Raw genomic sequence first — 26,602 nt, 5'->3', positions numbered from 1 at the left:
GCACCCAACTGGCCGCAGCCGGCGTCAAGCCATCCGATAGTCAGCTTATGAATTTCCCGTCATCCGGCCACTTGAGAAACAATTTCGTTTACCATTGTTTCCAAATATGTAGCCGTAAGCGAGGAACCACCCGCATGACGATTCGCCGTAACCCGATGCTGCGCGGCCTGGCCGTTTCCCTTCTCGGCCTGGTGCTCGCAGCGCCGGCCGCCATGGCCGCCGATCCTGTGACCCTGACGCTGTACAACGGCCAGCACAAGGAAATCGGTGACGCCATCGCCAAGGCCTACGAGGCCAAGACCGACATTCACATCAAGATCCGCAAAGGCAGCAGCAATCAGTTGGCCAGCCAGATCATCGAGGAAGGCGACCGCTCGCCGGCCGACGTGATCTACACCGAAGAATCGCCGCCGCTGAACAACCTCGGCGAACTGGGCCTGCTGGCGAAGATCGACGATTCGACCCTGGAGATGCTGCCCAAGGAATTCGTCGCCAGCAACGGCAGTTGGATGGGCGTCACCGCGCGCACCCGCGTGGTCGCGTTCAACCCGAAGAAGATCGATGAGAAAGACCTGCCGCAATCGGTAATGGACTTCGCCGATCCCGAGTGGGACGGCAAGATCGGCTTCGTGCCCACCAGCGGCGCGTTCCAGGAACAGGCCGTGGCCATCCTGAAAATCCACGGCCGCGAAGCCGCTGAAGAATGGCTGACCGGCCTGAAAGCCTTCGGCAAGACCTACACCAACAACATGGTCGCGCTCAAAGCCGTGGAAAACGGTGAAGTCGCCGCCGTGCTGGTGAACAACTACTACTGGTACGCGCTGAAGAAAGAACGCGGCCAGCTCGACTCCAAGCTGTACTACCTGGCGGACGGCGACGTCGGCGGCCTGATGACCATCTCCGGCGCCGCCGCGGTGAAGGCCAGCAAGCATCCGAAGGAAGCCCAGGCCCTGCTCGCCTGGATGGCCAGCGAAGAAGGCCAGCGCGTCATCACCCAGACCACCGCCGAGTACCCGCTGCACAAGGGCATGGTCTCCGACCAGGGCCTGAAGCCGTTCGAAGACCTGCGTCCGCCGAAGATCACCCCGGCCGACCTGGGTAACGCCGAGGAAGCGCTGGAACTCGAACGCGAAGTCGGCCTGCTCTGATGAGCGCTGCCCTGCCCGTTCAGCTCGGCACCGGTTTCGTTCCCCGCCGCAAGCGGCCCTCGATCTGGGTGGTGCTGCCGGTCCTGCTGCTGGTGGGGCTGAGCCTGCTGCCACTGCTCTACGTCGCCCTGAAAACCTGGCAGGCCGGCTGGCACGAAGCGCTGCGCCTGATCTGGCGGCCCTTCGTCTGGGGCCTGATGCGCAACACCCTGCTGCTGATGGTCGGGGTCACGGTCACCTGCGCGGTGGTCGGCCTGTCCCTGGCCTGGTTGCTGGAGCGCAGCGATTTGCCGGGCCGGCGTCTGTGGGGCGTGATCCTGTGCCTGCCGTTCGCCGTGCCGTCGTTTGTCAGCGGCTTCACCTGGGTGTCGTTGAGCCCGATCTATGAAGGGCTGGGCGGGGCCATCCTGGTGATGAGCCTGTCCAAGTACCCGCTGATCTTCCTGCCGGTGGCCGCGACCCTGCGCAACCTCGATACCTCGCTGGAAGAGTCGGCGCGGACCATGGGCTGCAACCGCTGGGCGGTGTTCTGGCGCGTCACCCTGCCGCTGCTGTGGCCGTCGATCCTCGGCGGCAGCCTGCTGATCGCCCTGCACATGCTGGTGGAGTTCGGCGCGCTGTCGATTCTCGGCCTGCAGACTTTCACCACGGCGATCTACCAGCAGTTCGAACTGGAATTCAGCAACGCCAACGCGGCGATGCTCTCGGCGGTGCTGCTGTTCATGTGCCTGCTGATGCTCTGGCTGGAACTGCGCGTGCGCGGCAAGGCCCGCCATGTGCGCATCGGCCAGGGCGTGGCGCGACGCGGTGCACCGGTTCGCCTGCGCGGCTGGATGCCGCTGGGCCAGGTGTATTGCCTGGGCCTGGCGATTCTCGGCAGCGGCATTCCGCTGGGGATGCTGGCGTACTGGCTGAGCGTCGGTTCGTCGGCGGCCTTCCCGGTCGCGGACATCAGCCGGGCGCTGCTGTCGTCGCTGTCGCTGTCGCTGGGCGGCGCGGGCGTGAGCCTGCTGCTGGCGTTGCCGGTGAGCTTCCTGGTGGTGCGCTACAAGGGTCGCCTGGCGATCTGGGCCGAGCGCCTGCCGTACCTGCTGCATGCCCTGCCGGGATTGGTGATTGCGCTGACGCTGGTGTACTTCGCCCTGCACTATGTGCCGGCGATGTACCAGACCACTGGATTGCTGTTGTTGGCCTACGCGCTGCTGTTCCTGCCACTGGCGCAAGCGCCGGTGCGCACCGCGCTGACCAAGGCCGCGCCGCAACTGGAAGAAGCGGCGCGGACGCTGGGGGCGACGCCATTCACGGCGTTCTGCCGGGTGACCTTGCCGATCATCTTCCCGGCACTGGCAGCGGCCTTCGCCCTGGTGTTCCTCGACGCCATGAAGGAGCTGACGGCGACCTTGCTGCTTAGCCCGACCGGCATGACCACCCTGGCCACCGAAGTCTGGGCGCACACCGCCAACGTCGAGTTCGCCGCAGCAGCGCCGTATGCGGCGCTGCTGATCCTGGTGTCCGGGTTGCCGGTGTACCTGCTGACCACCCGGATGTACCTGAACCGCGCCTGATCAGGCGCGGAACTGGCCCAGGCTGGCTTTGAGCTGGGCCGCCAGGTCGTCGAGCACCTTGCTGCTGGCGGTGGTCTGCATGACCACCTGGGCCGCCCGTTCGGCCTGCGCATGGATGTTTTCCACCCGTCCGCGAACCGCTTGCGCGCCTTGGGCCTGCTGCTCGGCAGCGCGGGTCGCGAGGCCGATGGCCGCATGCACCTGCTCCACCGACGCCTGCACCGACTGCTGCAAACGAGCGTTGTCACGCAATACCAGCAAGCCTTCGCTGGCCTGACGCCCCGCCTGGCTGATCGCCGCCACCGCTTCCTTCGCGCCCTGTTGCAGCGCGCCGATATGGGCCTGGATGTCGCCGGTGGAACTCTGGGTCTTGCTCGCCAGCGCCCGCACCTCGTCCGCCACCACGGCAAAGCCGCGACCGGTCTCGCCCGCCCGTGCCGCCTCGATTGCGGCGTTGAGCGCCAGCAGGTTGGTCTGCTCGGCAATCCCGTGGATCACCGTCAGCACCACCTCGATCTGCTCGCTCTGCTCGGCCAGACGCACGATCACCTTGGAACCGGTGTCCACCTGCCCGGCCAACGCCTCGATCAGCTTGGCGACCTGCGCCGAAGTGCGACTGTTCTCGTCGGTGGCCTGGCGAATATCCACCACCTGTTGCAACGCAGCCTGCATGGCCTTGCTTTCGGCCTGGGCTTCATCGGCCATGCTCGACAGCGCCCGCAGGCTTTCGGCCACTTCATCACGCTGCGCCGCCGCGGCCGAATCGGCACCGGCATTCTGCTGGGCCATGGCGCCGATCTCGACCCCGGTGCGCTGGGCCACTTCGCCGGCCTCGCGAACGATGGGTTGCAGCTTGTCGACAAAGCGGTTCACCGCTGCCGCCATATCGCCGATCTCGTCGCGGCTGTCGATGGCTACGCGCTTGGTCAGGTCGCCTTCGCCGGCCGCCAGATCATCCAGCGCGGCAATCAGCAGGCGCAGCTTGTTCACCACCCGACGGCCCAACACCACCGCCACCACCAGCAACACGCCGCAGCCGACCAGGGCCAGGCCCAGGCCGATGCGCCAGCGCAGGGTTTCTGCGGCGCCTTGAACGCTTTGCGAGGTGTTGGCGGCCATCTGCGCGGCGCTGCCCTGCGCCGTCTCCAGCCGGCTGCGCAGCGCTTTGGTGCTGTCGGCGGCGGCGCTGGTCAGGCTGTCGCCCACCAACTGGTCACCGCTGGCGATCAGCGCGGAGAAACGTTTGTCGAGGGCTTGCAGTTCAGCATCCACCGACGCGGTCGATACACCCATCAGGACCTTGCCGATCTCGACGCCGTTGGGGCTGATCGAGGCTTCGACGAAGTACACCGACGGGTCGTTGCGTGCGGCTTCCAGCACCTTGTCCAGGGCGCGTTCACCCTTGCCCTTGTCGAGCAGGGCCTGGTTGATGGGATTCTGACGGTTCAGGTAGCGGGTGAGGTGTTCTCCCTGAGCATCGTTGTACACCACGAACAGCACGTTGGGGTTGCGCTGGGCACGCCGGGCAAACTCCGACAGGGTCGGTACATCGGCGTCCCACACCGCGCGGGGCGCCACCGAGGCGAGCAGTTCGGCCATGTCATTGGCCGAGTCCTTGAGGTTCTTCTCCAGGGTGGCGCGCAATTGCGCCTGTTCTTCCTCCAAACGCGACGACAAACCGGCGGTCAGGCGCTGACGGGTGCTTTCGGACAGATTGCTCAGCCCGGAACTGACCTCCTTCGCCGCTTGATCCAGCTCGGTGGTGAGCTTCTGGCTATCGGTGCCCAAACGATTGCCCAGATCGGCTTCCAACGCGGTGACGGTACTGCGGGTCAACACCACAGCGACCACCACTTGCACCAAAAGAGCGATACCAAGCGCAACAAAGACAGGCCGCAAAAGGCGGCTTCGTAACAATGAGATGACGGCAGACACAGTAAATCCCTCTGCTTTTCGGAGCCATTACAGTGATGGCATCCCTGAAGGCATTTTCACAGCAAAGGTTGTGCCGCAGCAGAAGGCAAAAACGCCAAAGGCCCCTCTAGAGGGGCCTTTGGTGGTTACAGCATGACCGAGATCAGGCGAACGGATGACGCAGAACGATGGTTTCGTTGCGGTCAGGGCCGGTGGAGATGATGTCGATCGGCGCGCCGACCAGCTCTTCCACACGCTTGATGTAGGCACGGGCGTTGGCCGGCAGCTCTTCCAGGGTCTTGGCACCCAGGGTCGACTCGCTCCAGCCCGGCATTTCTTCGTACACCGGCTCCAGGCCGATGTAGCTGTCGGCGTCGGTCGGTGCGTCGAGGACCGCGCCGTTTTCGTTCTTGTAACCCACGCAGATGCGGATGGTGTCCAGACCGTCGAGCACGTCCAGCTTGGTCAGGCACAGGCCCGAGATGCTGTTGACGTCGATGGCGCGACGCAGGATGACGGCGTCGAACCAGCCGCAACGACGAGCGCGACCCGTGGTGGCGCCGAACTCGTGGCCACGCTTGGCCAGGAAGGCACCGACTTCGTCGAACAGTTCAGTCGGGAACGGGCCCGAACCGACGCGAGTGGTGTAGGCCTTGGTGATACCGAGGATGTAGTCCAGGTACATCGGGCCAACGCCGGAACCGGTGGCGATGCCGCCCGCGGTGGTGTTGGAGCTGGTGACGTACGGGTAGGTACCGTGGTCGATGTCCAGCAGCGAACCCTGGGCGCCTTCGAACATGATGTCCTTGCCGGCACGGCGCAGAGCGTGCAGCTCGGCGGTGACGTCGAGCATCATCGGCTTCAGTTGCTCGGCGTAGGCCATGCACTCGTCCAGGGTTTTCTGGAAGTCGATGGCCGGCTCTTTGTAGTAATTGACCAGCTGGAAGTTGTGGTAGTCCAGCAGCTCACCCAGCTTGGCGGCGAAACGCTCGCGGTGGAACAGGTCACCGACGCGCAGGCCGCGACGAGCGACCTTGTCTTCGTAGGCCGGGCCAATGCCGCGACCCGTGGTGCCGATCTTGGCTTCGCCACGGGCTTTTTCGCGCGCCTGGTCCAGGGCAACGTGGTAGGAAAGGATCAGCGGGCAAGCCGGGCTGATGCGCAGGCGGTCACGTACCGGGACGCCTTTCTCTTCCAGTTTGATGATTTCCCGCATCAGTGCGTCGGGAGCAACCACCACGCCGTTGCCGATCAGGCACTGCACGCCTTCGCGCAGGACGCCCGACGGGATCAGGTGCAACACGGTTTTCTCACCGTCGATCACCAGCGTGTGACCGGCGTTGTGGCCACCTTGGTAACGCACTACGGCGGCGGCATGTTCGGTCAGCAGATCAACGATCTTGCCTTTGCCCTCATCACCCCATTGGGTGCCCAGGACTACGACATTCTTACCCATAACACTTGTCCTCATTCGCGCAAACTTGGCGCCGACCACGGGGTCGGCGGCTAATCTCAGATGGCCAGTGGCAGTACCTGCCAGGCCCCGTTTTGCAGAATCAATTGCCGATCGCAGTCCGCCTCGATGGCGGCAGCCAGTGGCTGGCCAGGCAGAGCCTGCACAACCCGCTGACCGTCACTGCGCAACTGGCAGACCAACTGCCACAGAGCCGCGTCGCTGCTGTCGGGCATCCAGATCCCGCCAGTGGGCAACACGACCTCTGCCCGCCCCAGTGTGACCAGGGTCTTCAAATCCGTGGAGAAACCGGTGGCCGGACGTGCCCGGCCAAAGTCAGCTCCGATATCGTCGTAGCGACCGCCCTGGGCGATCGACTGACCGACACCCGGCACGAACGCCGCGAACACTACACCGGTGTGGTAGTGGTAGCCGCGCAGCTCGCCCAGGTCGAAATACAGTGGCAAATCCGGGTACCGCGCCGTCAGACGGTCGGCGATCGCCAGCAGGTCATCCAGTGCCGCCAGTACCGCAGCCGGTGCACGGCCGAGACGAACGCGGGCCGCTTCCAGCACTTCACGACCGCCGCACAGCTCGGTCAGCGAACGCAGCATGCCGGCCAGGTCCGCCGGCAGGTTGGCAGTCAGCGTGATCACTTCGTCGACGGCCTTGCGTTGCAGGGCATCGAACAACTGCTGCTCGACATCACCCGACAGGCCGGCCGCACGGGCCAGGCTGCGGTAGATACCGACGTGGCCCAGGTCCATATGGACATCCGGTACGTCGGCCAGTTGCAGCATGGCCAGCATCAGGCTGATGACTTCGACGTCACTGACCGGGCTGGCATCGCCGTACAGTTCGGCACCCAACTGGATCGGGCTGCGCGAGGACGACAGTGCACGGGGCTTGGCGTGCAGCACGCTGCCGGCGTAGCACAGGCGGCTCGGGCCTTCGCGGCGCAGGGTGTGCGCATCGATGCGCGCCACCTGCGGCGTGATGTCGGCCCTGAAGCCCATCTGCCGGCCCGACTGTGGGTCGATAACCTTGAAGGTACGCAGGTCCAGGTCCTGACCGGCACCGGTGAGCAGCGATTCCAGGTACTCGATATGCGGAGTCACGACAAATTCGTAACCCCAGCTCTGGAACAGATCCAACACCTGGCGACGCGCGATTTCGATGCGCGTCGCTTCAGGTGGCAGTACTTCTTCGATGCCATCTGGCAGCAGCCAGCGGTCTACCGTTGCCATTACGCCATTTCCCCTGTGGTCCGGGCGGCCTGCCTGCGGGCGAGCCTTGAGTGAAGCAGGTGCCGGCAAATAATGTCGGGCAGCGCTGATTCCAGCGTTACCGCAGTGCCGATACCCTCGTAAATCCTGGGCTGCGCCGCGAATCAAGACCGCCAGGCGGTCATTCGATCTTGCAGACGCAAAAAAGCCGGGAATTTCCCGGCTGCCGCATCATACACCCGTTTTCTTGCAGTATCACCCCGCCAGACGTATTAGCCGCCCGACGGGGTGATCTGTTTCAAGGTTTGGCCTTTTCCATGAAGCGGAAGAACTCGCTGCTCGGATCAAGAACCAGCACATCGCTCTTGTTGGCGAAGCTCTCACGGTAGGCTTTCAGGCTACGGTAGAACGCGTAGAAGTCCTGATCCTGGCCATAGGCCTTGGAGTAGATCGCCGCCGCTTGGGCATCACCATCACCGCGGGCCTCTTCCGACTCGCGATAGGCTTCAGCCAGCAGTACCCGACGCTGACGATCGGCGTCGGCACGAATGCCTTCAGCCAGCTCGTTACCTTTGGCGCGGTGCTCACGAGCCTCACGCTCACGCTCGGTGCTCATACGCTCGAACACGCTGCGGTTCACTTCCTTCGGCAGGTCGATGGCCTTGACGCGAACGTCGACCACTTCGATGCCCAACTCCTTTTCCGCCATGCGGTTCAGCGAGCCAGTGATATCCGCCATCAGCGCGTCACGCTCACCCGACACCACTTCGTGCAGGGTGCGCTTGCCGAACTGGTCGCGCAAACCGCTTTCCAGACGACGGGACAAACGCTCGTCAGCAATCTGCTTCATGCCGGAGGTCGCGGTGTAGAAACGCTCTGCGTCCTTCACCCGCCACTTGGCGTAAGCATCGACCATGACCGCCTTCTTCTCCAGGGTCAGGAACCGCTGGGTCGGAGCGTCAAGGGTCATCAGGCGGGCGTCGAACTTGCGCACCTGGTTGACGTAAGGAACTTTGACATGCAGGCCAGGCTGAACATCGGCCTGGACCACACGACCGAATTGCAGCAGTACCGCGCGTTCGGTCTGGGACACGATATAGAAGCTGTTCCAGGCCACGATGGCCAGCACGACGCCAACGATCAGGGCGATCAGCGATTTATTGCTCATCAGCGGCTCTCCCTAGAACGCAGTTGCTGCTGTTGCTGTTGCAGATCGGAAGCGGCACGGCTGGCTGCATCGTTGGCCGACGAGGTCGGTACGCTGCTGGCCGGTGCGGCATTGCGGCTGCCTTCGACCATCTTGTCCAGCGGCAGGTAAAGCAGGTTGCTCTGCCCGTCCTTGCCCGAAACCAGCACTTTGCTGGTGTTGCTGTAGACCTCTTGCATCGTATCGAGGTACAGACGCTGACGAGTGACTTCCGGCGCCTTGCGGTACTCGGTCACCAGCTTGGTGAAGCGATCGGCCTCACCCTTGGCGCGCGAGACGACTTCGTCGCGGTAACCATTGGCGTCTTCGATGATGCGCTGCGCCTGACCACGGGCTTCCGGCACCACGCCATTGGCGTAGGACTCGGCCTGGTTGCGGGCACGCTGCTCGTCTTCACGGGCACGGATCACGTCATCGAAGGCTTCCTGCACTTCACGCGGGGCTGCCGCGCTCTGTACGTTGACCTGGGTAACGGTGATACCGGTACGGTAGGTGTCGAGGAAGCGTTGCAGACGCTCCTTGATCTCGACGGCCATCTGCTCGCGACCTTCGGTCAGCACCTTGTCCATGGCCGTGGAGCCGACCACGTGACGCAGGGCACTGTCGGTCGCGTGTTGCAGGCTGACTTCAGGCTGATCGACGTTCAGGACGAAGTCCTGCAGGTTGCTGATCTTGTACTGCACGGTCAGCGGCACTTCGACGATGTTTTCGTCTTCGGTCAGCATCTGGCCCTGCTTGGTATAGGCACGCTCACGCGTGACGTTTTCCATGTACTTGCGATCGATTGGCGGGAAATAGATGTTCAGGCCCGGACCTACGGTCTCGTAGTACTTGCCGAAACGCAGAACGACTGCCTGCTCCTGCTCGTCGACCACATAGACCGCGCTGTACAGCCAGATAGCAGCCAGCACAGCGAGTCCGACACCAAGCAGACCAAAGCCGCCGCCTTTGGGGAGGCCATCGCCACCACCACGTTTCTTGCCACTGCCGAACATGCCGTTCAGGCTATCCTGCAGCTTGCGGAAGGCCTCGTCGAGATCCGGTGGCCCTTTCTTGTCGCCACCACCACCGCCGCGGCGTCCACCCCAAGGATCTTGATTGTTCGAGTTGCCACCCGGCTCATTCCAAGCCATAGCGCTCTCCATCTGATAAAGCAAAGACGCACCAACGGCGCGCCGTCCAATGCTACAGAATGCCTGTCACGGCTGCCTGACAGCGTCATCAGGCTTTTATTGCAAAGTGTGTTGTTCGATGAAGTCGACGGGCTCAAGCCCCGCGCGTGACACCAGACGATTGAGGTCGGCCCGTGGCAAGCGCACTGCCAGAAGGCTGCTGCCTTCATCGTCGTGTTCTTCGTTCTGCACCGCACCCGCTGCGAAGAACTGCGCACGCAAACGCGCGAAACGCTGTTCAAGACGCAAGGTACCCACAAACAGGTCATCCCCCAGCAACTCGGCAATCGCCTGCCCCACCAGCTCAAGACCACGGCCTTCTCGGGCCGAGACCCAGACCCGCTCGGGCTTGCCATCAGCATTGCGTTGAATGTTCGGCTCAACGCCTTCGAGCAGATCGAGTTTGTTATACACCTCGAGTATCGGCAAGCCTTCAGCACCGATCTCGCCCAGCACCGCCATGACCTGTTCGATCTGGGCCATGCGCTCAGGCTCATGGGCATCGATCACGTGCAGCAACAGGTCGGAGTTGCTCGACTCTTCGAGCGTAGCTCGAAAAGCCTCGACCAGCTTGTGCGGCAGGTGACGAATGAAGCCCACGGTGTCCGCCAGCACGATCGGCCCGATATCACCCAGCTCCAGTCGGCGCAGGGTCGGGTCGAGTGTGGCGAAGAGCTGGTCGGCCGCGTAGACCTCGGACTCGGTCAGGGCGTTGAACAGGGTCGATTTGCCGGCGTTGGTATAACCCACCAGTGAAACCGAAGGCACCTCGGCGCGTTTGCGACCGCGGCGCGCCTGCTCTCGCTGGCTGCGGACCTTTTCCAGACGGGCCTTGATCTGCCGCAGACGCACACGCAGCAAGCGGCGGTCGGTTTCCAGCTGGGTTTCACCCGGGCCGCGCAGACCAATACCGCCTTTCTGCCGCTCAAGGTGAGTCCAGCCGCGAACCAGTCGCGTGCTCATGTGTTCAAGCTGCGCCAGCTCCACCTGCAGCTTGCCCTCGTGAGTACGGGCGCGCTGGGCGAAGATGTCGAGGATCAGGCCGGTGCGGTCAAGCACGCGACACTCGAAAACGCGCTCGAGGTTGCGTTCCTGACTTGGGGTGAGGGTGTGATTGAAGATCACCAGGTCGGCCTCTTCAGCCTTGACCAGGTCGCGCAACTCCTCGACCTTGCCGCTGCCAATCAGAAACTTGGCAGTAGGCTGGTGCCGCCCCACATTGGCGAGCGCAACAATATCGGCGCCAGCCGACAAGGCCAGCTCCTGGAACTCCTGCGGGTCTTCGCGCGCCTCAGGGCTCTGACCTTCCAGATGAACGAGAACGGCTCGTTCACCACCACCGTGGCGCTCAAAGAACAAAGCGAACTCCTATCAGGCGTTACCTGGCTCAGCATCGCCATGTTCGGCGTCAGCTGCGCTAGGCAGGCGAATCGGACGAACCGGAACAACGGTCGAGATCGCGTGCTTGTAAACCATCTGGCTGACGGTGTTTTTCAGCAGGATCACGAACTGGTCGAAGGACTCGATGGTCCCTTGCAGCTTGATGCCGTTGACCAGATAGATCGAAACCCCGACTTTTTCTTTTCTCAAAGTATTCAAGTAAGGGTCTTGTAGCGAATGCCCTTTTGACATATGCCGCACTCCTGTAAGGATCAATAGTAAAAAAACAAGAAAACTGATGGCTAAAGCCGCCCCACCCCCAAGGATAGACGGCAATCGCTGGGATTCAGCCCAATATGGAGACCGACCCGAGGTATTTCAAGGTGCGAGACAGATTGTCGCAGGCCAGACTATCCAGCCAGTGAAGATCAGCCCAACTGCGCAACCAGGTAAATTGCCGCTTCGCCAATTGGCGGGTGGCAATGATGCCGCGCTCCTGCATTTCAACTGAAGTCAGCTTGCCATCAAGATGATCCCAGACCTGACGATACCCAACTGCCCGTATAGACGGCAGTCCCGCGTGCAAGTCACTTCTAGCGCGCAGCAATCGGACCTCGTCAATGAAGCCCTGTTCCAGCATTTGCGTGAATCGTAGCGCAATTCGCTCATGCAGAACCTGTCGATTCTGCGGGGCGATAGCCAAGCTGGCGACAGTATAGGGCAATTGCCCCTGCCCAGAAGCGCCTGGGCCATTACTTTGCTCAGCTTGACGCAAACGATGTGAAGTCATCGTGAAACCACTCACCCGATAGACCTCCAACGCCCGGATCAGACGCTGCGGATCGTTCGGGTGAATGCGCGCCGCCGACACCGGATCGACCGCCGCCAGCTCATCGTGCAACGCCTGCCAACCGTGCTGCTGGGCCTGCGCTTCGAGTTCGGCGCGAACCTGAGGATCGGCGGGCGGCATATCGGCCAAGCCTTCGAGCAATGCCTTGTAATAGAGCATCGTGCCGCCAACTAGCAACGGAATGTTGCCGCGGGCAGTGATTTCGGCCATGGCTTGCAGGGCATCGCGACGAAAATCAGCGGCGGAATAGCTTTCGGCGGGGTCGAGGATGTCGATCAGGCGGTGTGGATGGGCCGCAAGCACGTCCTTCGACGGCTTGGCCGTGCCGATATCCATGCCGCGATAGATCAGCGCCGAATCGACACTGATCAACTCGCACGGCAGTACTTTGGTGAGTTCGATGGCCAGGTCGGTCTTGCCCGCAGCGGTCGGGCCCATCAGAAAAATCGCCGGAGGGAGAGAACCCGCCATATCAACGACCGCGCAAGAACAGTTTGTCCAGATCGTCCAGCCCCATTTGGGTCCAGGTCGGTCGGCCATGGTTGCATTGGCCGCTGCGCTCGGTGTTTTCCATGTCGCGCAGCAGGCCGTTCATTTCTGGCAAGGCCAGGCGCCGGTTGGCGCGCACGGCGCCGTGGCAGGCCATGGTGCCGAGCAGCTCGTTGAGGTGCGCCTGGATCCGGTCGCTGGTGCCGTATTCCATGAGGTCGGCCAGCACATCCTGCACCAGTCGATTGGCCTCGGCCTGCTTGAGCAGCGCCGGAATCTGCCGGATCGCAATGCTCTCCGGGCCCAGGCGCTGCAACTCAAAGCCCAGGCGCTGGAACCACTGCGCGTGTTCTTCGGCGCAGTCGGCCTCGCGCTGGCTCATGGCCAGGGACTCCGGAACCAGCAGCGGTTGGCCGCTGAGGCCTTCGCTGGCCATGGCCACTTTCAGCCGCTCGTACATGATCCGCTCGTGGGCGGCGTGCATATCCACCAGCACCAGGCCGTGGGCGTTTTCCGCGAGGATATAGATGCCTTTCAACTGCGCCAGCGCATAGCCCAGCGGCGGAATATCACGCTCGCCTTCCGGCAGCGGCGCGGGCTCGGCATTCGGCAGTGGCGAGAAAAACTCCCGGTAGACCTCACGCGTCTCGCCAACCGGCAGCGCGGCGCTCTGGCGCGGGGTGTAGTTGTACTGGTAACCCGCACCAGCGCCCGAGCCCGCCGGGCTCGCCGAAGGCGAGGCAACCGGCTGTTCAAGCACGCTGGCGGAAAGGCGCATCTCGCCCTGAGGTCCGAATTCCCCGGCTTGCTGACCCGTTGGCCGGATGATTTCCGTGGTCGCCGCTGGCGCCGCTACCTGATCGTCCGGACGTACATCCGCAAGCGCCCGGTGCAGGGTTCCATACAGGAAGTCGTGGACCATGCGTCCGTCACGGAAGCGCACTTCGTGCTTGGTCGGGTGAACGTTGACGTCGACGCCCGTCGGGTCGAGCTCCAGGAACAGCACGAACGTCGGGTGCCGGCCATTGAACAACACGTCACGGTAGGCCTGACGCACAGCGTGGGCGACCAGCTTGTCGCGCACCGCCCGGCCATTGACGAAGAAGTACTGCAGATCAGCCTGACTGCGGGAGAAGGTCGGCAATCCGACCCAGCCCCAGAGCCGCAGGCCGTTGCGGTCGATCTCGATCGGCAGCGCCTGTTCGAGGAAACCCGGTCCGCAGATCGCGCCGACCCGCCGCGCCTTGGCGATATCGTCCGGCGCTTCGTGCAGGCTGAGGATGCTCTTGCCGTTGTGGCGCAAGTGGAAACCGACATCGAAGCGTGCCAGCGCGAGGCGCCGGATCACTTCCTGCAGGTGATCGAATTCGGTCTTTTCGGTTTTGAGGAATTTGCGCCGCGCCGGGGTATTGAAGAACAGGTCGCGTACTTCGACCGAGGTCCCCACCGGATGTGCCGCCGGCTGCACGCGCGGCGCCATGTCACGGCCTTCGGTTTCAACCTGCCAGGCCTGCTCGGCGTCACGGGTGCGCGAGGTCAGGGTCAGGCGGGCCACCGAGCTGATCGACGCCAGGGCCTCACCCCGAAAGCCCAGGCTCATCACCCGCTCCAGGTCTTCGAGGTCGCGAATCTTGCTGGTGGCGTGCCGGGCCAGGGCCAGCGGCAGGTCATCGGAGGCAATACCGCTGCCATCGTCGCGCACCCGCAGCAACTTCACGCCGCCCTGCTCGACTTCGACGTCGATGCGCCGCGCGCCGGAGTCCAGGCTGTTTTCCAGCAATTCCTTGATGACCGAGGCCGGACGCTCGACAACCTCGCCGGCGGCGATCTGGTTGGCAAGACGAGGGCTGAGCAGTTCGATACGCGCACTGCTGGTCATGGCTGGGCTGCCAGGGTGGTCGCCGGAACATCCAGATTCTGACCGACTTTCAGCTCGTCAGTCTTGAGGCTGTTGGTGCTGCGCAGGCTGGCCACGCTGACCTGATAGCGCACCGCGATCATGGCCAACGTCTCGCCCGGACGCACCACGTGCTCACGCGGGCCCTGGGCGATCTTGCCGCTATCACGCAGCCAGGCGATGTAGGTGCCCGGTGGTGGGTTCTGCTGGAAGAACTGCTTCACGCCGCCGTGGATCGAACGCGCCAGCGACTGCTGGTGACTCGGCGTCGCCAGCTTGGCGGCTTCGTTGGCGTTGGAGATGAACCCGGTTTCCACGAGGATCGACGGGATGTCCGGCGACTTCAACACCATGAAACCCGCCTGCTCGACCCGGCGTTTGTGCAGCGAGGTCACCCGGCCGATGTTGCCCAGGACTTTCTGCCCGACGTTCAGGCTGGAACTCAGCGAGGCGGTCATCGACAGGTCCAGCAGCACACCCGCGAGCATGCGGTCCTTGTCGTCGAGGCTGACGTTGCCGGCACCACCGATCAGGTCGGAACGGTTTTCACTGTCCGCCAGCCAGCGCGCGGTCTCGGACGTGGCGCCGCGATCAGACAGGGCGAACACCGAAGCACCGAAGGCCGCCGTGGACGGCGCGGCGTCGGCGTGGATGGAAATGAACAGGTCGGCGCCTTTCTTGCGGGCGATCTCGGTGCGCTTGCGCAGCGGGATGAAATAGTCACCGGTGCGGGTCAGCTCGGCGCGGAAACCCTTCTCGGTATTGATCTGGCGCTGCAATTCCTTGGCGATCTGCAGGACGATGTCTTTCTCGTGCTGACCGCGCGAACCCGAGGCACCCGGGTCTTCACCGCCGTGACCGGCGTCGATGGCAATGACGATGTCGCGCTTGCCGTTAGGCACCGGCGGCAGCGTGATCGCGGGTTGCGTAGGCGTCACCGGCACCACCGGAGTGGTCGCGGTGGTAGCGGCCGGCGTCGGCGGTTGGGCCGCAGCGTCGGCTTCCTGGTCGTACAGGTCGACCACCAGGCGGTTGCCGTACTGGGCGTTGGGCGCCAGGGTGAAGCTTTTCGGGGTGACGGTCTTGCTCAGGTCAATCACGACGCGCAGGTCGGTAGGCGTACGCTGCGCCGAGCGCACGCTGGTGATTGGCGTGTTGGAGGTGGAAACCGAGAGTGGCGCGGCCAGGGTGGCGCCGTTGATGTCGATGACCAGCCGATCAGGCGCGGTCAGGGTGAAGACGCTGTGCTGCACCGGGCCAGACAGATCGAAGACCAGCCGCGTGTTATCCGGCGCCCGCCACAGACGCACGCTCTTGACCTGTGTGACCGCGAAAGCGTCAACGGTCACTGCCGTAAGCAGCAGTCCTACGACGGCAACCAGTGCGCGAAAGCGCATACCTTTCCCCATTTCTATTTGAATTCCAAGGCCAAAGCGGCACACCAGGCTTCACCGCGAGCACCTTGCGGCGCCAGGTTCAACGAACGACCGCCCGCCTGGGGGCTTATGGTAATGGTCAGGTCCGGCTTTGGCAAAATGCCGGCACCTTTGTCCGGCCACTCGAACAGGCACAGCGCATCGCCTTCGAAATAGTCGCGGATCCCCATGAATTCCAGCTCCTCCGGGTCGACCAGACGGTAAAGGTCGAAGTGGAAGGCGCGGATCTCACCAATCTCGTACGGTTCTACCACCGTAAATGTAGGACTTTTCACAGCTCCGGTGTGCCCGAGCCCGCGAATGATGCCCCGCGACAGGGTCGTCTTGCCCGCGCCGAGGTCACCTTCGAGAAAAATCACGCCGTTGCCGTGGGTCACTTGGGCGATACGAGCGCCGAAGTCGACCATGGCCTGCTCGTCGGCCAAAAACAGGGTTACGCCTGACACGCTGAATGCTCCTCCAACAACTCTCGAATAGACGGCACCAGATCATGTGCCGCCAGCCCCCGCCCCTGGCTACCCAGGCGTTCTCCCGCGCAGGCATGCAGCCAGACGGCAAGACAGGCCGCATCCCAGGCCGGCATGTCCTGGGCGAGCAAGGCGCCCAGCACACCGCTGAGCACATCGCCCAGACCTGCACCGGCCATGGCCGGATGGCCGCGCTTGCACAGGGCAAGCCGCCCGTGCGGGTCAGCGACCAGGCTGCCTGAGCCCTTAAGCACGCAAACGGCGGCGTATTTTCGCGCCAGCTTGCGCGCCGCACCCGGGCGGTCGGCCTGTACTGCCTCGGTGGAAATCCCCAACAGCCGCGCGGCCTCGCCAGGGTGCGGCGTAATGATGCTGCCCGCTGGCAACGCCATCGGCGCCACGGCCAGCAGGTTCAATGCATCGGCATCCCAAACTTGCCGCAGACCCGAACTGGCCACCGCCGACAGCAGGCTCCGGCCCCACGCCGCTTGCCCCAGCCCAGGTCCGACCACCAGAACCGACGCCCGTTCGATCGGCGCCATCAACTGATTGGCCGAACTCACGCCCATGCTCATGACTTCAGGCAACCGCGCCAGGGCCGCCGGCAGATGCTCGACGCGGCTGGCCAGCGACACCAGCCCGGCACCGCAGCGCAATGCCGCCTCTGCACTGAGCAAAACCGCGCCCCCAGTGCCACGATCACCGCCGATCACCAGCACATGGCCGAACTGTCCTTTATGGGCGGTCGCAGCGCGCGCGGGCAGGCCCGCCACGGTGTCGCGGGAGAGCACAACTGGCTCGTTTGCAGGGTGTTTGGTCTGAGGCATGCGTCGTTCGGCTCCGATGTCTGGCAGAATTATACGCACCTGTGTCCTCGTTGCCCTATTTCGCATGTCTGCCTCCTCCATAGATCTCCCCGCCCTCACCCAGTCCATCAAGGACTGGGGCCGTGAACTCGGCTTTGCCCACGTCGGCATCGCCGGTGTGGAACTGGCTGAGCACGAACAGCACCTGGAACGTTGGCTGGCCGCCGGCTATCACGGCGAGATGGAATACATGGGCGCCCACGGCAGCAAGCGCTCGCACCCGGACGAACTGGTGCCGGGCACCCTGCGGGTGGTTTCTCTGCGCATGGACTACCTGCCCGGCGACACACAGATGGCGCAGCAGCTGGCCCAGCCGGAAAAAGCCTATATCTCGCGCTACGCCCTGGGCCGCGACTACCACAAGCTGGTGCGCAAGCGCGTGCAGCACCTGGCCGAGCGCATCCAGAAGGAAATCGGCCCGTTCGGCTTCCGCGCCTTCGTCGACAGCGCCCCCGTGCTGGAAAAAGCCATCGCCCAGCAAGCCGGCCTGGGCTGGATCGGCAAGAACACCCTGCTGCTCAACCGCAAGGCCGGCAGCTATTTCTTCCTCAGCGAACTGTTCGTCGACCTCGCGCTCCCGGTGGACGAGGCCCAAGCCACCGAACATTGCGGCCGCTGCAGCGCCTGCCTGGATATCTGCCCGACCAAGGCCTTCGTCGGCCCTTACGTGCTGGATGCGCGGCGCTGCATTTCGTACCTGACCATCGAGCTGAAGAGCGCGATCCCCGAAGAACTGCGCTCGATGATCGGCAACCGGGTGTTCGGTTGCGATGATTGCCAGATCGTCTGCCCCTGGAACCGCTTTGCCCGCCCGACGGCGGAAGGTGATTTCCAGCCGCGCCATGGCCTGGACAACGCCGAGCTGGCCGAGCTGTTTCTCTGGGATGAAGAGCGCTTTCTCGCCAGCACCGAGGGATCGCCACTACGCCGTGCCGGCTACGAGCGCTGGCTGCGCAACCTGGCAGTGGGGCTGGGCAATGCACCGTCGACCATTCCCGTGCTGGAAGCCCTCAATGCCCGCCGCGACTACCCGTCCGAGCTGGTCCGCGAGCACGTCGAGTGGGCACTGAAGCAGCACGCCGAACGCCAGGCGTGCCCCGCCTGACGCAGCGTCGGCCAATCAATGGTCGTCGTTGTAGTGAAACTTGGGCATTTCCCAGTGGAAACGAATCGCCAGCAGGCGGAGCAGGAAGCCGCCAAACAGGGTGATCAGGATCGATTGTTCGGCCGGCAGTTGCAGGTGCACGCAACCCAGGTAGCACCAGGCTGCGGCGAAGGACACGCTGGCATACAGTTCGCGGCGGAAGATCAGCGGAATGTCGTTGCAGAGAATATCGCGCAGGATGCCGCCGAACACGCCAGTGATCATCCCGCTGATGGAGGCGACCAGCATGCTGTGGCCCAGCTCCAGCGCGGTCATGCAGCCGATCAGGGTGAACGCCACCAGGCCGATGGCGTCGAGCACCAGGAACAGCGAGCGCAAATGCCGCATCAGCGGGGCGATGAAGATGGTGATCAACGCCGCCACACTGGTCAGCACCAGGTATTCCGGGTGTTTGACCCAGGTCAGCGGGTAGTGGCCCAGCAGCACATCACGCACTGAACCGCCGCCCAGCGCCGTGACACAGGCGATCAGCACCACGCCGAACCAGTCCATGCCGCGACGGCCGGCGGACAAGGCACCGGTCATGGCTTCAGCGGTGATCGCAATCAGATAGAGCATCAACAACATGGTGCAGGTCCAGGCAGAGGGACGCGCAGTCTAACCAGTTGCCTCAAGCACCAAAAGGGGGCGCCAGAGCGATTCGTGGCACCCCGACAGGGCTTAGAACTTGATGAAGTGCTCGCGGTAGTGGCGCAGCTCGGCGATCGACTCGCGGATGTCGTCCAGCGCCAGGTGAGTGCTGCCCTTCTTAAAACCGTCGCGAACGTCCGGCGCCCAGCGACCGGCCAGTTCCTTGAGGGTCGAAACGTCGAGGTTGCGGTAGTGGAAGTAGTTTTCCAGCCCGCGCATGTGGCGGTAGAGGAAACGACGATCCTGGCAAATGCTGTTGCCGCAGATCGGCGACTTGCCCTTGGGCACCCACTGCTCCAGGAAGGCGATGGTCTGCGCCTCGGCCTCGGCCATGTCGATGCGGCTTTCGCGCACGCGCTGGGTCAGGCCGGAGGCACCGTGAGTACGGGTGTTCCAATCGTCCATCCGCGCCAGGACTTCGTCGCTGTGGTGGATAGCGATCACCGGACCTTCGGCCAGGGTATTGAGATCGCTGTCGGTGACAATGGTCGCCATCTCGATGATGACGTCGCTGTCGGGGTCCAGACCGGTCATTTCCAGATCGATCCAGATCAGATTCTGTGGGTTCTGCATAGCTCTGCTCCTCGGTAGGTGCGCAGTTTAGCCTAGTGGAGCGTGCTAAACTCGACGCCGTTTCAACATCCCCGCTTTAAACGACGAGACCTTCATGGCCAAACGCCAGCTCAACCGCCGCCAAAACTGGCGCATCGAAAAGATCCAGGAAGAGCGTGCCGCCCGCGCCGCCAAACGTGAGGGGCGCGCCCTGGAGGTGCTCGAAGGCGGCGACCTCGGCCCCGAACAGACCGGCCTGGTGATCGCGCATTTCGGTGTGCAAGTGGAGGTCGAGGCCGAGCAAGGCGACGAAGCCGGCCAGGTATTCCGTTGCCACCTGCGGGCCAACCTGCCCGCGCTGGTGACCGGCGACCGCGTGGTGTGGCGCGCGGGCAACCAGGGTATCGGTGTGATCGTCGCGCAACTGCCGCGCAGCACCGAACTGTGCCGCCCCGACAGCCGTGGGCAGCTCAAGCCGGTGGCGGCCAACGTCGACCTGATCGTCATCGTCTTCGCCCCGGCCCCCGAGCCTCACGCCAACCTCATCGATCGCTACCTCGTGGCCGCCGAGCATGCCGGTATCCGGCCGCTGCTGCTGCTGAACAAGGCCGACCTGATCGACGAGCAGAACGCCCCGGCGCTCAACGCCCTGCTGGCGGTGTACCGGCAGCTCGGCTACCCGCTGCTGGAGGTGTCCGCACATCACGGCAATGGCATGGAACAGTTGCAGACCATACTCGACGGCCACATCAGCGTGTTCGTCGGCCAGTCCGGGGTCGGCAAGTCTTCGTTGGTCAACAGCCTGCTGCCGAATGTGCAGTCCCGCGTTGGCGAGCTTTCGGAATGGTCCGGCCAGGGCCAGCACACCACCACCACCGCCCGCCTGTATCACTTCCCTGGCGGCGGCGAGCTGATCGACTCCCCGGGTATTCGCGAGTTCGGCCTGGTCCACGTCAGTCGCGCGGATGTCGAAGCCGGTTTCATCGAGTTCAGCACGCTGCTCGGCAATTGCCGCTTCCGCGACTGCAAGCATGACCGCGAGCCTGGTTGTGCACTGCTCAAGGCCCTGGAGGACGGAAGCGTCCAGCAACAACGGATGAACAGCTACCGCTCGATCATCGCCAGCTTGCCGCAAGACACCTACTGACCCTTTGGGTGTTGCCGGGAACGGGAACACCCGATGTAGTCCACATCTGTAGGGATGTTCATACACAGATGTAGGATGCTTCTTTGTTTCTGGCCGTCTATTGCCGGGCCAACGGAATTCACTGATCGTCGCGCTTTCACCTGAAAGGACGCCAGTGATGCCTGTTTTCATCAGTTACCGCCACCCTGATCGCCTCGATGCGTTCGTGATCAACGAACGGCTCAAGCTCGAAGGCATCAATACCTGCCTCGAACTGCTGGACCCGGAGGCCCGACAGACCACCGACGATATCTGCAGCCTGCTCAACAACAACATCAACGCCTGCACCCACATGATCACCGTACTTGGCCAGGGCGGCGCCGAAGATTGGTGGATACCGTTCGGCCTCGGCAGCGCGACCCAGTTGAACCGCAGGCTGGCCTTCTACCAGTGCGAAGGCACCCTGCCCGCGTACCTCGAACGCTGGCCCACCCTGAGCCGGCGCGAACATATCGATCTGTTCGTCAGCGCCTACCATGACGAACAGACTTTTCGCCGCGCCATCAGCAAGGATGCCGCGCAGGCCAACCGGAACAACGCCGAGTTCTTCCACACCGACCTGAAAGCCCGCCTGCGCCGCGGCTTCTGAAAACAAAAACGCCCGCCTGGATCACTCCAGGCGGGCGTTTTTTCGCCTGCGGCTTACTGCTTCTTGCCGGGCTCGTCCATCTTCAACACGCCGTCTTCAAAGATGTTCAGCTTGTCGCGCAGCTCCAGCGGCTGCATCGGCTCGGCCTGCGGCTCACCCGGTGCAGCCGGGTTCTGCTGAGTTCCTTGCGGCGCGCCATTTTCCGGCGTCTCCGGCGCTTGCTGCTCGCCTTCGATCGCACGCTGGGCACGCTTGGTCAGGACCACGATGTCGATACGGCGGTTGACCGGGTTTAGCGGCTTCTCACGGTCGAACAGCGACGACGAAGCGTACCCCACCACCCGTGCAACCTGGGTATCGGGATAGCCACCCGCGACCAGCGCACGACGGGCAGCGTTGGCACGGTTGGCCGAAAGCTCCCAGTTGCCGTACTCACCGCTGCCTGCATACGGCTTGGCATCGGTGTGACCACTGATGCTGACCTTGTTCGGCACCGTCTTGATGGTGTCGGCCATGGCCAGCAGGATGTCTTCGAAATAAGGCTTCAACCGCGCACTGCCCAGGTCGAACATTGGCCGGTTCTCGGCATCCACGATCTGGATACGCAGGCCGTCCTGGGTAATTTCGAAGAGGATCTGGTCCTTGAACTTCTGCAGTTCAGGGCTCTGCTCGACCTTGTTCTGCAACTCCTGCAGTACCAGTTCGAGGCGTTCGCGCTCGACCTGCTCGGCCAGGTTCTCGACCTGATCCTGATTGATGATGCTGCTGTCAGGCGTCGGCTCGGCCTTCTCTTCAGGGTTGATGGTCTTTTCCGGCGCCAGTTGCGGCGAACCACCCAGGTCGATGATGTAAGGCGTGCCGCTTTCGGAGAAGCCGATCGGGTCCTTGAAGTAACCGGCGATGGCGATCTTCTGTTCCGGCGTGGCCGTGGACAACAGCCAGAGCACGAGGAAGAACGCCATCATCGCCGTCGCGAAGTCGGCGAAGGCGATCTTCCACGCGCCACCGTGGTGGCCCCCGCCAAAGCGCTTTACGCGCTTGATGATAATCGGCTGATTATTTTCCATGGATCAGCGACCGCGGACTGCTTGTTCCAGCTCGGCGAAGCTCGGACGGTGCTTCGGATAGAGCACCTTGCGACCGAACTCGACCGCCAGCGAAGGCGGCATGCCGGAAGCCGAAGCGACCAAGGAGGCCTTGATCGCCTCGTAGACGTTCAACTCTTCCTTGGCATCGTGGGCCAGCGAGGTGGCCAGCGGGCCGAAGAAGCCGTACGCCGCGAGAATACCGAAGAAGGTACCCACCAGTGCCGCACCTACGTGCATACCGATGGCCGCCTGGTCACCCTCACCCAGCGACGCCATGGTCACCACGATACCCAGTACCGCCGCGACAATACCGAAACCGGGCATGCCGTCGGCGATGCCGGTCACCGCATGGGACGGGTGCTCCAGCTCTTCCTTCATGCTCAGCAGTTCCATGTCGAACAGGCCTTCCAGCTCGTGGGGAGCCATGTTGCCGGTGGACATGATGCGCAGGTAGTCACAGACAAACGCGGTCATGCGTTCGTCTTTCAGCACCGCGGGGTATTTGGCGAAGATCGGACTGGAGGCGGCATCTTCGATGTCGCCCTCGATCGCCATCATGCCTTCGCGGCGGCTCTTGTTGAGGATTTCGTAGACCAGACCCAGCACTTCTATATAGAAGGTGTGCGAAAAGCGGCTGCCAAACATGCTCAGCGACTTCTTGATGACGTGCATGGTCATGTAGCCGGGGTTGGCCTGCAGGAATGCGCCAAAGGCCGCGCCGCCGATGATCAGCACCTCGAAAGGCTGGATCAGGGCCGCGATCTTCCCGTGGGAGAGCACATATCCGCCTAGCACGCTCGCGAATACGACGATGATGCCGATAATTTTAGCCATAGATAGAAAGCACTTACTGTCGGGGTCAGGGTCGGGGCGGAAGTTAGTAAAACTCTTCTTCTACTTATCGGCAGTTCTGCGCCAGACTATAGCCAGTCAAGGCGAAAAGCCAGTTCGGCCACCTTCCAGCAAGCCTAGTGAAACCATCGTGCCAACTCAGAATCCGAAGACTATCGATGCCTGGATCAAACTACTGGACGGCGCCAAGTTGCCCGTACCCTGCCACAGCCACGATCGCGTAAAAGCCGCGATCGCCGACAGTCGCCGCTCGTTGCGCGACATTGCCGAGCTGATGCAGGACAGTCCGGCGCTGGTGCTGAGCGTGATGCGTGAAGCCAACCGGCATACCCACGCCAGCATCGCCGAGCCTGCGGAAAACCTTGAGGTTGCGCTCAACCGGCTCGGCCTGGCCCGCGCCGAAGCGTTGCTGGATCGCCTGGAAACCGCGCCCGTCGAGCAGATTCCCCTGGCCCTGCGCCAGTTGCAGATGGTCAGCCAACACGCCAGCCAGCAGGCCAGCGGCTTGTTCGCCAGTCGCCTGGCGCGGCTGTGGCAGGACATCCACTGGGGCAGCCTGCTGTTTCTCTCGCCGCTGTGGCCGCTGGCCCTGACCCATCCGAAGTTGCTGGAAGAATGGGAACTGCGCGTCGTGCACCGTGGCGAGCCCGCGCCCCGGGTCGAACGCGAACTGTTCGGCGTGCGCCTGCTCAGCCTGTGTCAGGCCCTCGCCGAATTCTGGCGCCTGCCGACCTGGGTCACCCAGGGCTATCACCTGTTGCAGGAAGAACGCCGGCTGCTGGTCAAGGTCATGCACATCGCCCGCGATCACAAGAGCCCGCTGCGCCAGCAACAACGCCTGGACGCCGACCCTTCGTTGCGCCGCTGGCTGAACCAGCCGGCCAACACGGTGTTGCTGGCCAACGGCCTGGCGCTGTCGTCCCAACATGCGTGGAACAGCCCGCACTGCCTGCGCTGGCAGCAACTGATCAGCCTGTACTTGCAGGTGCCGCTGGACGACGTGCAACAACAGGCACACCAACAGGCCGCGAAGAGCGCGCGCAATCACGCCATTGAAGGCGCGTTCCACCCGGCGCAGATGCTGATCTGGCCGTGGGACGCGCACTACATTCCCCGCGGCATGCTGCCGGCGGAGGCTCCCGATACCGAGGCCCTGGGCAACTGGCGCAAGTTCTGCGCCGACCTGCTCGCCGAACCCAGCCCGTTCTCCAACGCCATCCACCTGACCCGCTATGCCCGCGAAGCCTTGCAGGCCTGCGGCATGACGCGGGTCCTGTTGCTGATGAGCGACAAGACCCAAAGCTACCTGCGCGTGCACCAACTGGCCGGGCTGCCCGAGCAGGCCGCCAGCCTGACCGTGCAGGTGGCCCACAGCAAGCTGCTGCAACGCCTGCTCAGCCAGTCTGCGCAACTGCGCCTGACGCCCGAAAACCACGCGCAGTTCGCTGCCCTGCTGCCCGCGCCCCTGCGCGCCCTGTTCCGCGGCGAGCATCTGCTGCTGCGTTCGCTGTCGAACAATGGCCGGGTGGTGATGGTGCTGATGGCCGACCAGGGCGGTGGTCCATTCTCGGAAATCAGCGTGCAGGCGTTCGGCAAGACCGCCCAATGCATCGAGCGCGCCCTCACCACCTTCAGCAACCGCAGCGCCTGACCCATGCGCTACAATCGCCTCCCTCTGTTCCGAACTGGAGACTCTGGATGACTGACTTTTCCGGCTTGCCACTGGTGATCGAACCGGCTGACCTGCAGGCCCGCCTCGACTCGCCAGAGCTGATCCTGGTCGATCTGACCAGCGTCAATCGCTACGGCAGCGGCCATGTTCCAGGGGCTCGTTTCGTCGATCCCAAGCGCACGCAACTGGGCCAGCCACCGGCACCGGGCCTGGCGCCGGCGAAAGCCGAGCTGGAAAAACTCTTCGGTGAACTGGGCCATCGCGCCGATGCCACCTACGTCGTCTACGACGACGAAGGCGGCGGCTGGGCCGGTCGCTTCATCTGGCTGCTCGATGTGATTGGCCACAAGCACTACCACTACCTCAACGGTGGCGTGCAGGCCTGGCCGGCCAATAACCTGAGCACCGAGGTTCCGGCCAGCGCCGGTGGCCCGGTCAGCCTGGTGCTGCACGAAGAGCCCACCGCGACCCGCGAATACCTGCAAAGCCGGCTCGGCGCCGCCGACCTGGCGATCTGGGACGCGCGCAGCCCTGCCGAGTACCGCGGCGAGAAAGTCCTGGCCGCCAAGGGCGGGCACATTCCCGGCGCAGTGAACTTCGAGTGGACTGCCGGGATGGACCTGAACGATGCCCTGCGCATCCGCAAGGACATGCCGCAGATCCTCGAACAGCTCGGTATCAGCAAGGACAAGGAAGTGGTCACCCACTGCCAGACTCACCACCGCTCGGGCTTCACCTACCTGGTGGCCAAGCACCTGGGCTACCCACGGGTCAAGGCGTATGCCGGATCCTGGGGCGAATGGGGCAACCATCCGGACACGCCCGTCGAAGTTTAAGGAAACTCAATGAAATCCCGTTTGTTCATCATCAGCCAGTACCTGCTGCCGCATCACCTGCTCTCGCGTCTGGCCGGCTGCGTCGCCGAATGCCGTGTGCGCTGGTTCAAGAATGCCTTCACCGCGTGGTTCGCCAAGCGCTATCAGGTCGACATGTCCCAGGCCCTGGTCGAAGACCTGACCGCCTACCAGCACTTCAACGACTTCTTCACCCGCGCCCTCAAGCCGGGCGCCCGCCCGCTGGACGAAACCCCGGGTGCGATCCTCTGCCCCGCCGACGGTGCAGTCAGCCAGCTCGGCCCGATCGAGCACGGTCGCATCTTCCAGGCCAAGGGCCACAGCTTCAGCGCGCTGGAACTGCTCGGTGGCGACCCGGCCAATGCCGCGCCGTTCATGGGCGGCGAGTTCGCCACCATCTACCTGTCGCCGAAGGACTACCACCGCGTGCACATGCCGCTGGCCGGCACCCTGCGCGAAATGATCTACGTTCCTGGCCGTCTGTTCTCGGTGAACCAGACCACCGCCGAAAACGTCCCCGAGCTGTTCGCGCGCAACGAGCGCGTGGTCTGCCTGTTCGATACCGAACGCGGACCAATGGCCGTGGTGTTGGTGGGTGCAATGATCGTCGCCTCGATCGAGACGGTATGGGCCGGTCTGGTCACGCCGCCGAAGCGTGAACTGAAGACCTTCCGTTATGACGAAGCCTCCCGCGCGCCGATCCACCTGGAAAAAGGTGCCGAGCTGGGACGTTTCAAGCTGGGTTCGACCGCTGTCGTGCTGTTCGGGCCGGATCAGGTGAAATGGGCTGAAAGCCTCGGCGCCGGTTCCGCCGTAAGCATGGGTCAAGCGCTGGCGCTGCCTGCCGCCCAAGGCTGAGCCTGAACGCAAAACCGCCCCCGCAATGGGGGCGGTCATCAGTCTGACGCCTTATTCCAGATGACGAACGGTCAGACCGCTCGCGC

Annotated in this window: 24 protein-coding genes and 1 pseudogene; 8 read left to right on the top strand and 17 right to left on the bottom strand. The window is 63.5% G+C overall.

From position 1 onward, the window contains the following. Positions 1-134: 134 nt before the first annotated feature. Both NTD82_RS19985 and NTD82_RS19980 read left to right on the top strand, forming a co-directional pair. A complete protein-coding gene (locus tag NTD82_RS19985; RefSeq protein WP_262129910.1) occupies positions 135-1,148 on the top strand; it encodes an extracellular solute-binding protein in 1,014 nt (337 codons plus the stop codon). Beyond that, the gene (locus NTD82_RS19980; RefSeq protein ID WP_175653945.1) at positions 1,148-2,713 is read left to right on the top strand and encodes an ABC transporter permease; all 1,566 of its coding nucleotides are present in this window, start codon (positions 1,148-1,150) and stop codon (positions 2,711-2,713) included. Before NTD82_RS19985 ends, NTD82_RS19980 begins: the two co-directional genes overlap by 1 nt. Here the strand turns inward: NTD82_RS19980 and NTD82_RS29445 are convergent, their stop codons facing one another. The 13 genes and pseudogenes from NTD82_RS29445 to NTD82_RS19920 all read right to left on the bottom strand — a co-directional run bounded on the left by NTD82_RS29445 (position 2,714) and on the right by NTD82_RS19920 (position 17,031). Beyond that, positions 2,714-3,418: a methyl-accepting chemotaxis protein gene (locus NTD82_RS29445; RefSeq protein ID WP_410017071.1), complete on the bottom strand. Its 705-nt coding sequence runs from the start codon at positions 3,416-3,418 to the stop codon at positions 2,714-2,716. Positions 3,419-3,619: 201 nt separating this feature from the next. After that, positions 3,620-3,832 (bottom strand): annotated as a pseudogene (locus NTD82_RS29440) (methyl-accepting chemotaxis protein); the annotation flags it as partial. Between the two features lie 958 nt (positions 3,833-4,790). Continuing rightward, positions 4,791-6,083, bottom strand: a complete 1,293-nt coding sequence (locus NTD82_RS19970) for an adenylosuccinate synthase (protein WP_095155953.1) — start codon at positions 6,081-6,083, stop codon at positions 4,791-4,793. A gap of 56 nt (positions 6,084-6,139) precedes the next feature. Then, on the bottom strand, positions 6,140-7,327 hold the full coding sequence (locus NTD82_RS19965) for an ATP phosphoribosyltransferase regulatory subunit (protein WP_095155952.1): 1,188 nt from the start codon (positions 7,325-7,327) through the stop codon (positions 6,140-6,142). A 277-nt stretch (positions 7,328-7,604) separates the two neighbouring features. Beyond that, a complete protein-coding gene (gene hflC / locus NTD82_RS19960; protein WP_095155951.1) occupies positions 7,605-8,474 on the bottom strand; it encodes a protease modulator HflC in 870 nt (289 codons plus the stop codon). Then, on the bottom strand, positions 8,474-9,646 hold the full coding sequence (gene hflK / locus NTD82_RS19955; RefSeq protein WP_110971463.1) for an FtsH protease activity modulator HflK: 1,173 nt from the start codon (positions 9,644-9,646) through the stop codon (positions 8,474-8,476). The genes hflC and hflK overlap by 1 nt, the downstream gene beginning before the upstream one ends. A 96-nt stretch (positions 9,647-9,742) precedes the next feature. Continuing rightward, positions 9,743-11,044, bottom strand: a complete 1,302-nt coding sequence (hflX, locus tag NTD82_RS19950; protein WP_095155949.1) for a ribosome rescue GTPase HflX — start codon at positions 11,042-11,044, stop codon at positions 9,743-9,745. A gap of 12 nt (positions 11,045-11,056) precedes the next feature. Continuing rightward, on the bottom strand, positions 11,057-11,317 hold the full coding sequence (gene hfq, locus NTD82_RS19945) for an RNA chaperone Hfq (RefSeq protein WP_065758756.1): 261 nt from the start codon (positions 11,315-11,317) through the stop codon (positions 11,057-11,059). 94 nt (positions 11,318-11,411) lie between these two features. Beyond that, complete coding sequence (gene miaA / locus NTD82_RS19940) at positions 11,412-12,386, bottom strand: tRNA (adenosine(37)-N6)-dimethylallyltransferase MiaA (RefSeq protein WP_095155948.1); 975 nt, start codon at positions 12,384-12,386, stop codon at positions 11,412-11,414. A gap of 1 nt (position 12,387) precedes the next feature. Then, the gene (gene mutL, locus NTD82_RS19935) at positions 12,388-14,283 is read right to left on the bottom strand and encodes a DNA mismatch repair endonuclease MutL (protein ID WP_262129906.1); all 1,896 of its coding nucleotides are present in this window, start codon (positions 14,281-14,283) and stop codon (positions 12,388-12,390) included. Then, the gene (locus tag NTD82_RS19930; RefSeq protein WP_218241266.1) at positions 14,280-15,710 is read right to left on the bottom strand and encodes an N-acetylmuramoyl-L-alanine amidase; all 1,431 of its coding nucleotides are present in this window, start codon (positions 15,708-15,710) and stop codon (positions 14,280-14,282) included. The genes mutL and NTD82_RS19930 overlap by 4 nt, the downstream gene beginning before the upstream one ends. Positions 15,711-15,712: 2 nt before the next feature. Continuing rightward, a complete protein-coding gene (tsaE, locus tag NTD82_RS19925) occupies positions 15,713-16,183 on the bottom strand; it encodes a tRNA (adenosine(37)-N6)-threonylcarbamoyltransferase complex ATPase subunit type 1 TsaE (protein WP_095155945.1) in 471 nt (156 codons plus the stop codon). After that, positions 16,171-17,031 carry an NAD(P)H-hydrate dehydratase gene (locus tag NTD82_RS19920; RefSeq protein WP_095155944.1) on the bottom strand — a complete coding sequence of 287 codons (861 nt, stop codon included), beginning with the start codon at positions 17,029-17,031 and terminating at the stop codon, positions 16,171-16,173. The genes tsaE and NTD82_RS19920 overlap by 13 nt, the downstream gene beginning before the upstream one ends. A 64-nt stretch (positions 17,032-17,095) precedes the next feature. On the opposite strand from NTD82_RS19920, the gene queG reads away from it, so the two are divergent. Then, positions 17,096-18,175, top strand: a complete 1,080-nt coding sequence (queG, locus tag NTD82_RS19915; RefSeq protein WP_262129904.1) for a tRNA epoxyqueuosine(34) reductase QueG — start codon at positions 17,096-17,098, stop codon at positions 18,173-18,175. 15 nt (positions 18,176-18,190) lie between these two features. Here the strand turns inward: queG and NTD82_RS19910 are convergent, their stop codons facing one another. Both NTD82_RS19910 and orn read right to left on the bottom strand, forming a co-directional pair. Further along, positions 18,191-18,802, bottom strand: coding sequence for a trimeric intracellular cation channel family protein (locus NTD82_RS19910; protein ID WP_095155942.1), 612 nt, complete (start codon positions 18,800-18,802; stop codon positions 18,191-18,193). A 93-nt stretch (positions 18,803-18,895) separates the two neighbouring features. Continuing rightward, complete coding sequence (orn, locus tag NTD82_RS19905; protein WP_095155941.1) at positions 18,896-19,438, bottom strand: oligoribonuclease; 543 nt, start codon at positions 19,436-19,438, stop codon at positions 18,896-18,898. A gap of 94 nt (positions 19,439-19,532) precedes the next feature. Here orn and rsgA point away from each other — a divergent pair, with 94 nt between their 5' ends. Next, positions 19,533-20,564, top strand: coding sequence for a small ribosomal subunit biogenesis GTPase RsgA (gene rsgA, locus NTD82_RS19900; RefSeq protein ID WP_095155940.1), 1,032 nt, complete (start codon positions 19,533-19,535; stop codon positions 20,562-20,564). A 157-nt stretch (positions 20,565-20,721) separates the two neighbouring features. After that, positions 20,722-21,192, top strand: a complete 471-nt coding sequence (locus NTD82_RS19895; protein ID WP_095155939.1) for a toll/interleukin-1 receptor domain-containing protein — start codon at positions 20,722-20,724, stop codon at positions 21,190-21,192. Between the two features lie 53 nt (positions 21,193-21,245). On the opposite strand, the gene motB is transcribed toward NTD82_RS19895, so the two are convergent. Together motB and motA are read right to left on the bottom strand one after the other, a co-directional pair. Further along, entirely contained in the window at positions 21,246-22,259 is a 1,014-nt protein-coding gene (gene motB, locus NTD82_RS19890; RefSeq protein ID WP_095155938.1) for a flagellar motor protein MotB, read from the bottom strand. Between the two features lie 3 nt (positions 22,260-22,262). Beyond that, a complete protein-coding gene (gene motA, locus NTD82_RS19885; RefSeq protein ID WP_095155937.1) occupies positions 22,263-23,114 on the bottom strand; it encodes a flagellar motor stator protein MotA in 852 nt (283 codons plus the stop codon). 148 nt (positions 23,115-23,262) lie between these two features. Between motA and NTD82_RS19880 the strand changes: the two genes are divergently transcribed. Genes NTD82_RS19880 through asd form a run of 3 tightly spaced genes read left to right on the top strand, consistent with a single transcriptional unit; the run spans position 23,263 to position 26,516 of the window. Then, positions 23,263-24,783, top strand: coding sequence for an HDOD domain-containing protein (locus NTD82_RS19880; RefSeq protein ID WP_256587740.1), 1,521 nt, complete (start codon positions 23,263-23,265; stop codon positions 24,781-24,783). Between the two features lie 47 nt (positions 24,784-24,830). After that, positions 24,831-25,640, top strand: coding sequence for a rhodanese-like domain-containing protein (locus NTD82_RS19875; RefSeq protein WP_095155935.1), 810 nt, complete (start codon positions 24,831-24,833; stop codon positions 25,638-25,640). A gap of 9 nt (positions 25,641-25,649) precedes the next feature. Beyond that, positions 25,650-26,516: an archaetidylserine decarboxylase gene (asd, locus tag NTD82_RS19870; RefSeq protein WP_262129903.1), complete on the top strand. Its 867-nt coding sequence runs from the start codon at positions 25,650-25,652 to the stop codon at positions 26,514-26,516. Positions 26,517-26,602 lie beyond the last annotated feature (86 nt).

The sequence above is a fragment of the Pseudomonas sp. 5P_5.1_Bac1 genome (assembly GCF_025466015.1).
In the GTDB taxonomy this organism is placed as follows: Bacteria; Pseudomonadota; Gammaproteobacteria; order Pseudomonadales; family Pseudomonadaceae; genus Aquipseudomonas.
Note: the sequence above shows the minus strand (reverse complement) of the source record. Positions and strands in the feature narration are given on the sequence as shown.